The 14,168-nt window shown below is 76.1% G+C and carries 13 protein-coding genes and 1 riboswitch; of the genes, 3 read left to right on the top strand and 10 right to left on the bottom strand.

Going from position 1 to position 14,168, the window contains the following annotated elements; translation table 11 throughout:
• Nucleotides 1-111 precede the first annotated feature (111 nt).
• A complete protein-coding gene (locus E9529_RS03795) occupies nt 112-1,311 on the bottom strand; it encodes an acyl-CoA desaturase (RefSeq protein WP_236829773.1) in 1,200 nt (399 codons plus the stop codon).
• A 28-nt stretch (nt 1,312-1,339) separates the two neighbouring features.
• The gene (locus E9529_RS03790; RefSeq protein WP_236829772.1) at nt 1,340-2,449 is read right to left on the bottom strand and encodes a ferredoxin reductase; all 1,110 of its coding nucleotides are present in this window, start codon (nt 2,447-2,449) and stop codon (nt 1,340-1,342) included.
• A 93-nt stretch (nt 2,450-2,542) separates the two neighbouring features.
• On the opposite strand from E9529_RS03790, the gene E9529_RS03785 reads away from it, so the two are divergent.
• Both E9529_RS03785 and E9529_RS03780 read left to right on the top strand, forming a co-directional pair.
• Nucleotides 2,543-3,763, top strand: a complete 1,221-nt coding sequence (locus E9529_RS03785) for a CdaR family transcriptional regulator (protein WP_236829771.1) — start codon at nt 2,543-2,545, stop codon at nt 3,761-3,763.
• Nucleotides 3,764-3,896: 133 nt separating this feature from the next.
• The gene (locus tag E9529_RS03780) at nt 3,897-4,784 is read left to right on the top strand and encodes a hypothetical protein (protein ID WP_236829770.1); all 888 of its coding nucleotides are present in this window, start codon (nt 3,897-3,899) and stop codon (nt 4,782-4,784) included.
• Between the two features lie 34 nt (nt 4,785-4,818).
• On the opposite strand, the gene E9529_RS03775 is transcribed toward E9529_RS03780, so the two are convergent.
• From E9529_RS03775 to thiM, 7 genes are all read right to left on the bottom strand, one after another.
• Entirely contained in the window at nt 4,819-5,433 is a 615-nt protein-coding gene (locus E9529_RS03775; protein WP_236829769.1) for a bifunctional 2-polyprenyl-6-hydroxyphenol methylase/3-demethylubiquinol 3-O-methyltransferase UbiG, read from the bottom strand.
• 34 nt (nt 5,434-5,467) lie between these two features.
• Entirely contained in the window at nt 5,468-7,036 is a 1,569-nt protein-coding gene (locus E9529_RS03770; RefSeq protein ID WP_236829768.1) for an FAD-binding oxidoreductase, read from the bottom strand.
• A complete protein-coding gene (locus E9529_RS03765; protein ID WP_236829767.1) occupies nt 7,033-8,421 on the bottom strand; it encodes a DNA polymerase IV in 1,389 nt (462 codons plus the stop codon). Before E9529_RS03765 ends, E9529_RS03770 begins: the two co-directional genes overlap by 4 nt.
• Before the next feature lie 48 nt (nt 8,422-8,469).
• Nucleotides 8,470-9,147 (bottom strand): TenA family protein, encoded by a 678-nt coding sequence (locus E9529_RS03760; protein WP_236829766.1) that lies wholly within the window; start codon nt 9,145-9,147, stop codon nt 8,470-8,472.
• On the bottom strand, nt 9,144-9,956 hold the full coding sequence (gene thiD, locus E9529_RS03755; RefSeq protein WP_236829765.1) for a bifunctional hydroxymethylpyrimidine kinase/phosphomethylpyrimidine kinase: 813 nt from the start codon (nt 9,954-9,956) through the stop codon (nt 9,144-9,146). Before thiD ends, E9529_RS03760 begins: the two co-directional genes overlap by 4 nt.
• Nucleotides 9,953-10,615: a thiamine phosphate synthase gene (thiE, locus tag E9529_RS03750; RefSeq protein ID WP_236829764.1), complete on the bottom strand. Its 663-nt coding sequence runs from the start codon at nt 10,613-10,615 to the stop codon at nt 9,953-9,955. Before thiE ends, thiD begins: the two co-directional genes overlap by 4 nt.
• Nucleotides 10,615-11,421 (bottom strand): hydroxyethylthiazole kinase, encoded by an 807-nt coding sequence (gene thiM, locus E9529_RS03745; protein WP_236829763.1) that lies wholly within the window; start codon nt 11,419-11,421, stop codon nt 10,615-10,617. The genes thiE and thiM overlap by 1 nt, the downstream gene beginning before the upstream one ends.
• A riboswitch (TPP riboswitch) is annotated at nt 11,415-11,508 on the bottom strand. (Overlaps the previous gene by 7 nt.)
• A gap of 121 nt (nt 11,509-11,629) precedes the next feature.
• Between thiM and E9529_RS03740 the strand changes: the two genes are divergently transcribed.
• On the top strand, nt 11,630-12,250 hold the full coding sequence (locus tag E9529_RS03740) for a maleylpyruvate isomerase family mycothiol-dependent enzyme (RefSeq protein WP_236829762.1): 621 nt from the start codon (nt 11,630-11,632) through the stop codon (nt 12,248-12,250).
• A 24-nt stretch (nt 12,251-12,274) separates the two neighbouring features.
• On the opposite strand, the gene E9529_RS03735 is transcribed toward E9529_RS03740, so the two are convergent.
• Entirely contained in the window at nt 12,275-14,014 is a 1,740-nt protein-coding gene (locus E9529_RS03735; RefSeq protein ID WP_236829761.1) for a helicase, read from the bottom strand.
• Nucleotides 14,015-14,168: the final 154 nt, after the last annotated feature.

Below are 14,168 nucleotides of genomic sequence, written 5' to 3'. Positions count from 1 at the left end.
CGACGAACGCCAGAGGCCCGGAACCGTGACGGTTCCGGGCCTCTGCCGTTCACGGCCCCGCCCGGAGGCTCACCCTGAGCGTGCGAAGGGTGAGAGGGGCGGGGTCCTTTTTCAGGCGGCGGCCTGCTGCTGCAGCGCGCGGCGGACCTTGGGCCCACCGGTCGTCATCTTGTACAGCTTCGCCAGCTGCGCCGGGGCGTTCTTCGGCGTCGTCTCGGCGAGCCAGCCGTTGGGCAGCGACAGCCGGATGACCTTGTGCCACGCGCTCGCGACCTGCTTGTACAGGGGGGCCGTGTGGTAGGTCAGGCCGTACCGGTCGAAGATGTCCTTCACCTTCGGCGCGATCTCGGCGTACCGGTTGCTCGGGATGTCGGGGAAGAGGTGGTGCTCCACCTGGTGGCTCAGGTTGCCGGTCATGATGTGCATGGCCTTGCTGCCCGAGATGTTCGCCGAGCCCAGCATCTGCCGCAGGTACCACTCGCCGCGGGTCTCCCCGTCGATCGAGGTCTTCTCGAAGGTCTCGACGCCCTCGGGGAAATGCCCGCACATGATCACCGAGTGCGACCACAGGTTGCGGACCACGTTGGCGGTGAAGTTGGCGACCAGCGTCGGCAGGAACGACGGACCCGACAGCAGCGGGTGGACGACGTAGTCCTTGGTCATCTGCCTGCGGATCTTCTTCAGCACGTTCTTGGCGTCGGCCCGGAACTTCGGGTTCTGCCGGCGCTTCTTGGTCGCCAGGTTCTTGCCGAGCTCGAGGTCGTAGGCGGCGATGCCGTACTCGAAGAAGCAGGCGTTGATGAAGTTCCAGAGCGGCTGCGCCAGGTACAGCGGGACCCACTTCTGGTCCTCGTCGACGCGCATGATGCCGTAGCCGAGGTCGTTGTCCTTGCCGACGACGTTCGTGTACGTGTGGTGCAGCTCGTTGTGCGAGTGCTTCCACTGCTCCGCCGGGCTGGCCATGTCCCACTCCCACGTCGTGGAGTGGATCTTCGGGTCGCGCATCCAGTCCCACTGGCCGTGCAGGATGTTGTGCCCGATCTCCATGTTCTCGAGGATCTTGGCGACCGACAGCCCCGCGGTGCCGAGCACCCAGGCCGGCGGGAACTTCGAGAACAGCAGGACAGCGCGGCTGCCCAGCTCGAGCTTGCGCTGGACGTCGATGACCGTGCGGATGTACTTGGCGTCGTCCTCGCCGAGGCTGTCGCGCACCTCCTGGCGGATCGTGTCGAGCTCCTTGCCGATGAGCTCGATGTCCTCGGGGGTGAGGTGGTCGATCGGGTTCTCGGGCTTCTTCTGCAGGACGGTCACGTCAGCACTCCTCGGTCGGGGGACGGGGTCAGTGGTCGATGGCGCAGGCGCCGGCGGCGGCGCTGACGCAGGTCTGGATGAGGACGCCGTCGCCGACGTCCTCGGCGGTGGTGATCTCGCCGTTGCGCAGGTCGCGGACGGCGCCTTCGCGCAGGGGCAGCACGCAGCCGTAGCAGATGCCCATCCGGCACCCGCTGGGCATGAGCACGCCCGCCTCCTCGGCGGCGTCGAGGATCGGCGTGGCGCCGTCGGCCTCGAGGGTCGTGCCGTTCTTCGTGAACGAGACCTTGCCGCCCTCGCCGGTGACGAGGATGCGCGGCCGGAAGCGCTCGGTGTACAGCCGGTCGGCGATCCCCACCGACGCCCAGTGCTCCTCGAGCGCCTCGAGCATGCCCACCGGGCCGCACGCCCAGGTGGAGCGCTCGTGCAGGTCGGGCACGAGCTCGGCGATGGACCGGGCGTCGAGCATCCCGGCGCTGTCGGTGTGCTGCTCGACCAGCCGGATGCGGCCCTCGGCGGCCATCTGCCGCAGCTCCTCGCCGAAGACGACGTCGTCGGCGGTGGGCGCTGAGTGCACCAGGACGGTGTCGGCGAGCTGGTCCACGGAGTTGCGCAGGATGCCCATGACCGGCGTGATGCCGGAGCCGGCGGTGACGAACAGCGTCTTCGCGGGCGCCTGATCGGGCAGGCAGAACTCACCCGTGGCCTGGTCGAGCTGGACGATCGTGCCCGGCTGCACGCGGTGCACCAGGTGGTTGCTGACCTTCCCGTCGGGGATCGCCTTGACGGTGATGGTGAAGCACCCGTCGGCGCGGTCGAGCACCGAGGTGATCGAGTAGGCGCGCCACTGGCGGACGCCCTCGATGTCGATGCCGATGCGCACGTACTGCCCGGGGACGTGCGGCAGCCAGTCCCGCCCGGGGCGGATCACGATCGAGGCGGCGTCCCGGGTCTCCCGGTGCACTGCCTCGATGCGGCCGCGCAACGCCGCCCCGGACCGCAGCGGGTCGAACAGGTCGAGGTAGTCGACGGGGAGCAGCGGGGTGGTCACCAGCTCGGCGACCTTGAGCACCCGGTCGCGCAGCGCCCTGCGCGCCGGCGGCCGGGCCGCGGCGGGGCGCGGGGCGGTTGCGGTCATGGTGTTCAGCTTTCCCAGCCGGTTGACCAAATACCTGTGCCCCGGACGTGAATTGGCCGGTAGCTTCTGTTCCCGAAGAACAAAGGAGGCGGGATGACGGCGAACCCGGTGCTGTTCCCGGAGGCCGTGGCGGAGGCGATGCGCGCCGACCTGCCGGCGGTGGCCGAGCGGGCCGTCGACGAGATCATCGTCGGCGTCCCGAGCTACGCCGACGCCTTCCAGGGCCCGATGGGCCGGAAGATCTCCACCGCGGTGGAGCTGGCGCTGCGGGGCTTCCTCCAGGTGGCGGTGGACGGCGGCGGCGTGGACGCCGGCACCCCGGGTGGGCCGGTCGTCGAGGCCGCCTACGCGCTGGGTCGCGGGGAGGCGCGCAGCGGCCGCTCGATGGACGCGCTGCTGGCCGCCTACCGGGTGGGGGCGCGGGTCTCGTGGCGGGACATGAGCGCCACCGCCGTCCGCGCCGGCATGGACCCGATGGCGCTGGCCCGGTTCGCCGAGCTCGTGTTCGCCTACATCGACCGGCTCTCCGCCGCGAGCGTCGCCGGGCACGCCGACGAGCTCGCCTCCAGCAGCCGGGCGCGCCTGCGCCTCCGCGAGCGGCTGGCGCGCGGCCTGCTCACCGGGAGCCCGCACGCCGAGCTCTCCGAGATGGCGCAGCGGGCCGAGTGGGCCCCGCCGCGCACGCTGACCGCCGTGGTGCTCCCCGAGGGGCGGGTGCGCGGGGCGCTGGTCTCGCTGGACCCCCGCACCCTGGTCGCGACCGAGGACCTGCCGGGTCTGGACGCCCCGGGGGAGCTGGCGGCGCTGCTGGTGCCGGACGCCGAGGGCGCCGCCCGGGGTGCGCTGCTGCGCGGGCTGGCGGGCCGGGGTGCCGTGGTCGGCCCCGCCCGGCCCTGGTGGGGCGCGCAGGCCTCGTACGGCCGGGCGCTGCGGGCACTGCGGCTGGACCCCGGCGCGGAGCCCGACGCGCCGCTGGACACCGACGCGCGGTTGGCGGAGCTGGTGCTGCGGGCCGACGAGGAGGCGCTGGCCGACCTGCGGGCCCGGGCGCTGGCCCCGCTGTCGGCGGTGGGGGAGACGGCGCGCGAGAAGCTCACCGAGACGCTGCGCAGCTGGCTGCTCCACCACGGCCGGCGCGACCAGGTGGCCGCGGCGCTCTTCGTGCACCCGCAGACGGTGCGGTACCGGATGACCCAGCTGCGCGAGCTCTACGGACGTGGGCTCGAGGACCCGCAGACGGTGCTGGAGCTGACGATCGCGCTCGGGGTGCCGCCGTCGTCCACGGACCCGGGTGACCACGCCGGTGGCAGGTGACGCCGGTTTCACGGGAAACACCCCGGTCCCGGCGACGGGTGCGGGCCGACCGCGGGGCGGGTCCGCCGGCCGCACGGCAGGCGGCGAGGGAGCTGCCGCACCGCGAGGTCCGAGTTTCCGGGAGGGTGGCGCGGTGACCGTCGACCTCGCCGCCGCCGCCGACTTCCTCGCCACCGCCGGGCGGGTGCTGGACCGCCGTCGTTTCGAGCTGCTCTTCGCGGGCGGGTCGCCCGTGCCGGTGCTCGCGGCCGTCGACGGGTACCGCAACACCGACGGCGGCTACGGGTGGGGCCTGGAGCCCGACCTGCGCTCGGCGACCAGCCAGCCGGGTGGTGCCTTGCACGCGCTGGAGGCCTTCGCCGACGTCGCGCCCGCCACCACGCCGCGAACCCTCGAGCTCTGCGACTGGCTGGCGGCGGTGAGCCTGCCGGACGGCGGGCTGCCGTTCGCCCTGCCGGTGCCCGATCCGGCTGCCTGCGCACCGTTCTGGACGGGGGCGGACCCGACCCGGTCCTCGCTGCAGATCACCGCGGTCGTCGCCGCGACGGCCCACCAGGTCGCCGCGGCGGACCCGGCCGTGGCCGGGCACCCCTGGCTGGAGGGGGCGACCGCTTACTGCCTGGACGCCGTCGGCCGGCTCGACGGGAACACGCACGCCATGGAGCTGGCGTTCGCGGTGCGGTTCCTCGACGCCGCCGTCGGGGCGCACCCGGAGGCCGTGGAGCTGCTCGACCGGCTGCGGTCGCACGTGCCGGCGGACGGGCTGCTGCACGTGGCCGGGGGTGCGCCCGACGAGCACATGCGCCCGCTGGACTTCGCCCCGCTGCCCGGGGGCCCGGCCCGGTCGCTGTTCGCCCCTGGGGTCGTGGAGGCCGAGCTGGACCGGCTGGCGGCGGGCCAGCAGGACGACGGCGGGTGGGCGGTCGACTTCGAGAGCTGGTCCCCCGCCGCCGCCCTCGAGTGGCGCGGCCACCGGACGGTGCAGGCGCTCCTCCTGCTGCGGGCCGACGGCCGCATCTGAGCACCGCCGGCGGCCGGCGCGCCCGGACCGGTGGTCAGACGGGGCGGAGCACCGCGACCAGGAAGTCGGAGTCGGGCGCGAACGGCCGCAGGTCCCAGGTCGACAGCAGCAGGTCGGGGGCCCAGCCGGCCGCCCGCGCGTCGTCCAGGAACTCGTCGAAGGCGTAGCCGCGGCCGGCGCCGAAGCCGAGGACCGCTCGGCCGTCCGCCGCGATGTGGGCGCGCAGCCGGCGGAGCACCGCACCACGGGTCGACGGCGCGAGGAACGCCATCACGTTGCCGGCGCTGACGATCGCGTCGAAGGGCTCGTCGATGCCCTGCGCCGGCAGGTCCAGCTCGGCCAGGTCGCCGACCAGCCACCGCGGCCCGGGGTGGTCCTCCTCGGCCGCGGCGATCAGCACCGGGTCGACGTCGACCCCCACCACCCGGTGGCCGACCTCGTGCAGGTGCGCGCCCACCCGGCCCGGCCCGCAGCCGGCGTCCAGCACCCGGGAGCCGCGCGGCAGCATCGCGTCGACCAGCCGCGCCTCCCCGACCAGGTCCATCCCCTGCTCGGCCAGCGTGCGGAACCGCTGCACGTAGGCCGCCGAGTGGGAGGGGTCCTCCTGCGTCATGCGGGTCCAGGCGCTCGGTTCGGGGCGATCGGGCATGCAGTCGTTCTACAGGGCGGCCGCCCCGGCGCGCTCAGCGGCCGGAGCGCAGCTCGTCCAGCAGCACGCCGGGGTTGAGCACCCCGGCCGGGTCGAGCGCGGACTTGGCCGCCCGCAGCGCCAGGCCGAACGGCTCCGGGCGCTGCCGGTCGTACCCGGGGCGGTGGTCGCGGCCGACGGCGTGGTGGTGGGTGATCGTCGCGCCCAGCCGGCCCAGCACCTCCGAGGCCGCCGTCTTCACCTCGTCCCACATCGCCACCTCGTCCCCGGGCCGCCCGGCGGCGAGGACGGTGAAGTAGGGCGCGGCGCCGTCGGGGTAGACGTGGGTGAGCCGGCAGTTGAGCAGGCCGGGCGCGCCGGTGACCTGCTCGACGGCGGCCCCCACCTCGGCGCGCACCGTCGCGTAGAGCTCCTCGACGCGGTCCCAGGTGCACGCCGTCTCGAAGGTCTCCACGAGCGCGCTCATCCGGGCCAGCCCGTCGCGGACGTACGGCATGCGCAGGAAGTTGCTCCGCCAGGCATCCGCGGCCGTGTCGCCTCCCGCTGCCGGGTCGGCCACCCGGCCCCCGTGCGCCCGCGCCAGGTCGGTCAGCTCGCTCAGGCGCCCCTCCACGGGGTGCGCGGCGGACTCCACGCCGAGCACCAGCACCCACTCCCCCGACGCCGCGCCCGCCAGCGCGGCCTCGCCCGGGTCGAGCAGCCGGCAGTTCGCCGGGTGCAGCCCGGCCTGCGCGATCGCCCGGACGGCGCTGAACGCAGCCGTGGCGCCGGGGAACGTCGCCGACGCCGAGGCCTTCCACCGGGGCCGGTCCTGCAGCCGCATCCACGCCTCGGTGATGACGCCGAGGATGCCCTCCGAGCCGAGGAAGAGCCGGTCGGGTGAGGGGCCCGCGCCCGACCCGGGCAGCCGCCACGACTCGCTGACCCCCACCGGCGTCACGACCCGCAGCGACTCCACCAGGTCGTGGACGTGGGTGTGCAGGGTGGCGTAGTGCCCGCCGGCGCGGGTGGCCAGCCAGCCGCCGAGCGTGGAGAACTCGAAGCTCTGCGGGAAGTGCCGCAGCGTCAGGCCGTGCGGGCGCAGCTGGGCCTCGAGCACCGGGCCCAGAGCCCCGCCCTGGATGCGCGCGGCCCGGCTCACCGGGTCGACCTCCAGGACGCGGTCCAGCCCGGTGAGCTCCACCGCCAGCCATGGCCGCTCGCCGCGGTACTCCACCCCGCCGACCACCGAGCTGCCGCCGCCCACGGGCACCACGACGACGTCCGAGGCGGCGGCCCAGTCCAGCAGGTCGACGACCTCGGCCTCGGCGCCGGGCCGGGCGACGGCGTCCGGTGCGCCCGCGAGGTCCCCGGACAGCGCCCGGACGACGTCGCGGTAGGCCTTGCCGTACGCCCGGGCAGCGCGTGCCGCCGGGTCGGTGGTCACCGGCAGGGTCGACGGCGGGGTGATCCGCGACGGCGGCAGCGCGAGGTCGCCGACGTCGGGGACCGGGCGCGGGCGGGCGGGCAGCCCCGGGAGCAGCCCGGCGAGCGCGGCGCACTCGTCGTCGGGCAGCGCCTGGTCCGTCGTCCCCCAGCCCCACCAGGACCGGGCGGCTGTCATCGGCCCTCCTGCAGGGGCCCGCCGCGAGCTTGCGAGTGGTGGGGGGCAGGAGGGTCCTTCAACCAGTCGGGCGGGTCGGCCGGCTGCAGCGCCGGGTCGTCGGCGGCCAGCGTGCGCACCGGGCCGGGCGGCGTCAACGGGCCCTCGAAGCGCACGGTCACCCGGCCGAGCCCCCGGCCCCACACCCAGCCCGCCCCGTGCTCCTCGTGCCGCACGTCCTGCCCCGGCCACCAGCGCTTCTCCACCGGCAGCGGCGGCTCCTCGGCCGCCTCCCGCTCGGGCGCCTCGGCCTCGTCCGGCTCCTCCTCGTCTGCGGCGAAGAGGTCGCCCTGCGCGTAGAGCGACAGCCCCGAGACCCCGACCCCGAGCAGCCGCAGCCCGCCGCTCGTGCCGGCCTCGGTGAGCAGCCGGCGGGCCGTGGTCGCGATGACCCGGGCGTCGTCGGTGGGCTGCGGCAGCGTCTGCGAGCGGGTGATCGTCGTGAAGTCGTAGCGCCGCAGCTTCAGCGTGACCGTGCGGCCCGAGTACGCGGCGGCCCGCAGCCGGCTCCCCACCCGGGCCGCCATCGAGTCGATCTCCCGGTTCAGCACGGCGAGGTCGGTGAGGTCCCGCTCGAACGTCTCCTCGTGCGACACCGACTTCACCTCGCGGTCGGGGACGACGGCGCGGTCGTCCTCGGCGCGGGCCAGGGCGTGCAGCCCGGCGCCGTGCGCGCGGCCGGCCAGCGCCACCAAGTCGGGCAGCGACTTGGCAGCGAGGTCACCGACGGTGCGCACCCCGACCTGGTGCAGCCGCTCCGCGGTCGCCGGCCCCACCCCGCCGAGCCGGGTGACCGGCAAGGGGTGCAGGACGTCGAGCTCACCGCCCGGCGGGACGACGACGAGGCCGTCCGGCTTCTGCAGGTCGGAGGCGATCTTCGCCATGAGCTTCGAGCTGCCGATGCCGACCGACCCGGTGACCCCGCCGGTGGCGTCCGCGATGCGCTCCTTGAGACCCGCGGCCAGTTCCGTCACACCGGAAACCGAGAGGTCGGCAGCGGGGCCGGCGGCGAGGTCGACGTACGCCTCGTCGATCGAGACCGGCTCGACGAGCGGGGAGAGCTCGCGCAGCAGGTCCATGACGACGTCGGAGGTGCGGCGGTAGGCGGCGAAGCGGCCGCCGAGGAACGCCGTCCCCGGCGGGCAGCGCCGGCGGGCCTCCGCGGTGGACATCGCCGACCGCGCGCCGTAGGCCCGCGCCTCGTAGGACGCCGTCGCGACGACGCCGCGGCCGCCCACGCCGCCGACGACGACCGGCCGGCCGCGCAGCGAGGGCTTGTCGCGCTGCTCGACCGCGGCGAAGAAGGCGTCGAGGTCCAGGTGCAGGATGCTCGCCTCCCGCCTCATGGCACCGATGATCGCCCGGCCGGCGGAGCCGTCGGCAGCCGCCCCCGGTCAGACCGGGACGGTCCAGCGCTCACGGGCGTGGGCGGCGCGCCAGAACTCCAGCTCGTACCGGGTGGCGACGGCGAACGCGGTGAGCATGGCGGCCTCCTGGTCGGGGGCCGAGTGCGCCGCGGCGTCGGTCAGCCGCCGGGCGGTGGCCGTGGCCTCCTGGAAGGGAGCGGCGTCGTAGGTGGCGACCCACCGGCGGTAGGGGTGCTCGGCCGCCGCCCGGGCCAGCGGGGCCAGGCGGGCGCCGACGTCGGCGTACACCCAGTAGCAGGGCAGGACGGCCGCGGCGGCGACCGGGTAGGGCGCGGTCGCCGCCGTCGCCACCAGGTAGGAGGTGTAGGCGAGGCAGGTCGGCGACGCCGTCGGGGCGCCGCCCAGCAGGTCGGTGCCCAGCAGGTCGGTGGCCAGCAGGTCCTCGTGCAGCTGCGTCTCCACCGCCCCGCAGGTCTGCGCCGAGCCCGCCCAGAAGGCCGCCGCCCCGGTATCGGGGGCGCGGGCCGCCAGCAGCGCGAGCGCCCGCGCGTAGCTGCCCAGGTAGAGCGCGTCCTGCTCCAGGTAGTGGCGGAAGACCGCCGGGGCGAGGCTGCCGTCGGCCAGCTCGGCGAGGAAGGGCAGCTCGTCGATCGCCCGGCGGAGGTCCGCCGTCGCCGCCCAGGCGCGGTCGCTGAAGCCGGTCACGCCGGCCAGATCCCGGCGAAGTGGTGCACCGGGCCGTGGCCGGCGCCGATCCGCAGCGCGCCCCCCGCGGCGAGCGCCCGCTGCAGGTAGTCGCGGGCGGGTTCGACCAGGGCCGGCCAGTCGGGGGTGCCGCCGGCGCGGGCGGCGAGCGCGGCCAGCGCCGAGGAGAGCGTGCACCCGGTGCCGTGGGTGGCCGTCGTGTCGATCCTGGGGCGCCGGCTCTCCGTGGTGCCGGCGGCGGTGGCGAGGACGTCGACGCTCTCGGGGCCGCCGAGGTGGCCGCCCTTGAGCAGCACCGCGCGCGGCCCCAGGGCCAGCAGCGCCCGCGCCTGCTCGTGCAGCCCCTCGACGTCGGTCGCGGGTTCCGTGCCCAGCAAGGCCGCGGCCTCCGGCACGTTGGGGGTGATGAGATCGGCCAGCGGCAGCAGCTCGGTGCGGACCGCCGCGACGGCGTCGTCGTCGATGAGCCGGTGGCCGCTCGTCGCCACCATCACCGGGTCGCAGACCACCGGGCCGGGGCGCCGCTCGGCCAGCACCGCGGCGACCGCGCGCACCACGTCGGCGCTGCCGAGCATCCCGAGCTTGGTGGCGTGCACCTCGACGTCGTCGAGCAGCGTGTGCAGCTGCTGGGCCACGAACTCCGCCGGGACAGGGTGCACGGCGGTGACGCCGCGGGTGCTCTGCGCGGTGAGGGCGGTGAGCACCGCCGTCCCGTACGTGGCCAGGGCGCTGAACGTCTTCAGGTCGGCCTGGATCCCGGCGCCGCCGCTGGGGTCGCTGCCGGCCACGGTGAGCGCGGTCGGCGTCATCGCGCGCCCACCGGGGCCAGCTCGGCGCGCAGCGCCGCCGCCGCGGCCCGCGGGTCTGCCGCCGCGCAGATCGCCGAGACCACGCAGATGCCCTGCACGCCCGTGGCCGCGGCCGCGGCCGCCCGGGTGGCGTCGATGCCGCCGATCGCCACGGCGGTCAGCCCCGCGGCCCGCGCGGTGGCGGCCAGCTCCCGGACGGCGGCCAGGCCCAGACCCGGACCGGCCTCGGGCTTGGTCGGTGTCGCCCACACCGGGCTCAGGCCGACGAGGTCGAGCGTGCCCTCCGGCAGGTGGAGCGCGGCGGCGAGGTCCGCGCCGCTGCCCACGGAGAGGCCGACCAGCCGGTCGGGCCCGAGCGCCGCCCGCACCTCGGTCACCGGCAGGTCCTCCTGGCCGACGTGCACGCCCGAGGCGCCGGCGAGCAGGGCGACGTCGAGGGCGTCGTTCACCACCACCGCGACGTCCGGCCGGTCGGCGAGGGCGGCCTGCACCGAGCGGGTCAGCGCGAGGAGCTCCCGGCGGGAGGCCTCCTTGTCGCGCACCTGGACGGCGGTGACGCCACCGGCGACCGCGGCGCGGACGACGTCGGCCACCGGTCGCGGTCGGCACAGCTGCGTGTCGGTGACCAGGTACAGGGTCGGGTCGAACGCCGGGCGCATCAGGCGCTCCGCACGTCCGCGCGGGCGAGTTCGTCGGGGCCGACGGCGTCCAGCGCGTCCAGCCACGCCGCCGCGAACGTGCCGGGCCCGGCCGCGCCCGCCGCGGCCCGCTCGGCGGCGAGGGCGACGTGCGCGTGCGCGGCGACCGCACCGGTGAAGGGGTCGCTGGTCGCGGCGACGTACGCGGCGACCAGCGCGCCGAGCGCGCACCCGGCGCCGGTGGTGCGGGTCAGCAGCGCCGAGCCCCCGCCGACACGGAGGGTGCGCGCGCCGTCGGTGATCAGGTCCACCTCGCCGCTGACGGCGACCACGCCGCCGGTGCGCCCGGCGAGCGCCGCGGCGGCGGAGGCGGCGTCGTCGGAGCCCGCGGTGCTGTCCACGCCGCGCCCGCCGGAGCCCGCCCCGGCCAGCGCCATGACCTCCGAGGGGTTGCCCCGGACGACGGCGGGGGCGAGCGCCGCCAGCTCCCCGGCGAGCGTCGTCCGGAAGGCGAGGCCACCGACGGCGACCGGGTCGAGCACCCACGGGGTGCCCGCCGCCCGGGCCGACCCGGCGGCCAGCCGCATCGCCTCCGCGGTGCGGGCGTTGACCGTGCCGACGTTGACCAGGACGGCGGAGGCGACGGCGGCGAAGTCGCCCGCCTCCTCGGGGGCGTCGACCATCGCCGGGGCGGCGCCGACCGCGAGCAGGGCGTTGGCGGTCAGCGTCTGCACGACCGTGTTGGTCAGGCAGTGGACCAGCGGCGTGGTCTCGCGCAGCGCCGTGCGGGCAGCGCGCAGGTCGACGACTTCCACGGCATCGGACATGCCGGTGACATCCCTTCGCCAGTGCGAACTGGAGCAGGTTCGGCGGGTGTGATCTCAGTCCCGGGCGGGACACCCCGTGCCACGTACGGCTCCGAACCTAGCGCAGCCCGCGACCGCTGTCCCGCAGGTGGGTGCCTGCGGTGACCGGGCGATGACTTCCGCGGCCGGCGGCTGTCTCATCCCGTGCGGCCGGGTGGAGGGAGACGGGATGACCGGGAACGGGCACGGCGGCGGTGGTGGCGACGTCGGGCGGTGGGTGGCGGCGACGTACGGCGGCCTGGCCGACCTGCCGGACGCCGAGCAGGACGCGTGGGACCGGCCGACGCTGTGCGCCGGGTGGCTGACCCGGCACGTCGTGGCGCACGTGACCATGCCGGTGCGGCTGACGCCGGAGCGGTTCGGCGCCGAGCTGGCGGCCGCGGGTGGGGACTTCGGCCGGCTCTCCGACGCGGTGGCGGACCGGGACGCCTCCCTCCCGGCCGCCGAGCTGCTGGGCGGGCTGCGCTCCCCGGCGCTGCACCGCTGGGAGCCGCCGGGTGGTGGCGCGACGGGCGCGCTGACCCACGCCGTCGTCCACTCCCTCGACGTGACCGTGGCCCTCGACCGGCCGCCGGTCGCGCCGGCCGACGCGGTGCTCGCCGTCCTGGACCACCTCGTCGCGGCGGGCGGCGCGGTCTTCGGCGTCGACCTGTCCGGTGCGCGGCTCGAGGCCACCGACACCGCTCGGACCTGGGGCGAGGGCGCGGTCGTCCGGGCGGACGCCGGCCGGCTCGTCGCGCTGCTGGCCGGGCGCACGCTGCCGGACGACCGCACGCTCCCCCGGTGCTGACCCGGCCCGGCACCCGGCCGGGAATCAGCCCTCGGTGAGCGCGGCCGCGGGTAGCCAGTCGGCGTCGAGCAGCTCGGCGATCTCCTGCAGCGACGAGGTGTCCGCCCCGGCCGTCGAGCCGCTGACCGCCAGCCGCTCGACCATGACCCGCGCGACCTGCTCCTCCACCGTGTCGGCCGCGAACGCCACCCGCCACGGCGAACTGCGCCCGTCCCGGTGGGTGCGCCCGGTGACCTGCCGGGCCTGGATGCCGGAGAAGCGCGGCTGGTGGAACAGCCCCACCCGCGGGGTCTCCGACGCCGTGGACCCGCCGGGCAGCAGCTCGCCGGCGTGCAGGCTGATCGAGGCGGTGACGGTGAAGACGCAGACAGCGGCCTCGCCGCGCTGGAACCGCAGCCGCTCGGCCTCGACGTCGAACCGGTCGCGGCCGTAGATCGAGGCCACCGGGATGCCGGCGTCGAGCAGCGCCTCGCGGATCGGGTCGGCCGCCGTCTCCACGAACTCGACCGACACCGCCACCTGGCGCTCGGCCTCCACCTGGGCTCGCACCCAGTCGACCGTCGCCTGGACCCGGATCAGCCCGGCCTTCTGGCGGAACCGCAGCAGCGCCGCCCGGCCGCGGGCGGTCTGCCGGCCGCGCCGGGCCAGCTGCATCTCCGCCCGGAACTCCGACCACTCGGCCTCGTACTGCGCCCGCTCGGCCGGGGTGAGCAGCACCGGCGTCCCGGTCACCGACACCGGCCCCCAGGGCGCCGCGCGGTGCAGCGTGGCGGGCGGGTCGGCGTCGGCGAGCCAGGACTGCAGGCGGGCCAGGTCCGCGCGGCGCTCGTCGGCGTCCTCGGTCCACTGCCAGCCGTAGCGGCCACGTTCCACGTGGAACGTGTGCCGCTCGAGCGCCTTCGGGAGGTCGGCCCACTCCTTGATGGGCTCCCCGTGCCGGGCGGCGAACTCCGGCGCCAGGTAGGGCAGCTCCAGCGGCGTGTGCGCCGGGGTCGCGGTCGCGGCGAGCACGTACGGGGTGTCCTTGACCCGCGCGGCACCGGAGACGGCCTTCCAGTGCTTCCACCGCTGCGTCGTCGTGTGCCGCACCATGTGCGCCTCGTCGGCCACGACGACGTCGAAGTGCAGCTTCGCCACCTTGCCCAGCCGGTCCCACGTGGTGACGCACCAACGCAGGCCGCCGTCGCCGAAGCCGGCGATCGAGCGGGCCCAGTGCGGGATGGTGATCGCGGCCGGCCGGTCGGCGATGACCAGCACGGTGCGCACCGGCCGCTGCGCGGCGATCTCGTGCACCGCGAGGATCGCCGTCCCGGTCTTGCCGACTCCCGGGTCGTCGCCGAGCAGGAACACCCGGCCGCCTGCGGCGGCGTGCGCGGCGACGACCGCGGCGCCCTCCTCCTGCTGGGGGCGCGGCACCAGGGCAGGGGTCGCCGGCAGCGGGCGCGGCGCCTCGTTGAGCTCGTCCTCGAGGAAGCGCTCCAGGCTGTAGGCGGGCGGGTCGTAGGGCGCGAGCTCCGGCGGCAGCACCGCGCCCACCCACACGTGCGCCTGCAGCCCGGCGTGCCAGACGGCGCCCGGGGCGGGGGCGCGGAACGGCACGGCGAGCACCCACACCCGCTCGCCCGGGCGGGCGGTGGGCAGCTCGGGTGCGGCCTTCCTCGGGGCGGGCTTCCGCGCGGTCGCCTTCCGCGGGCTCGCCGTGCGCGTCGCCGCCGCCGTCGTCCGTCGGGTGCGCGCGCTCGCGCTCCGGCGCCGTCCTGGCATGTGCATCCCCCTGTCGACCTCCCGGCACGGTAGAGGCCGGGGGCGACGGTCCCGGGCAGGAGGCGGGCGCGCCGCTTCTCGGATCGCCACGAGATCGACATGCCACGGGGCGGCCCCGGTGCGGTAGACCGGTCGGCGACAGCAACCGGCGCGC

It is taken from the genome of Blastococcus sp. KM273128 (genome assembly GCF_021698975.1).
Lineage (GTDB): Bacteria > Actinomycetota > Actinomycetes > Mycobacteriales > Geodermatophilaceae > Blastococcus.
This window is presented reverse-complemented; position numbering and strand designations above follow the sequence as displayed.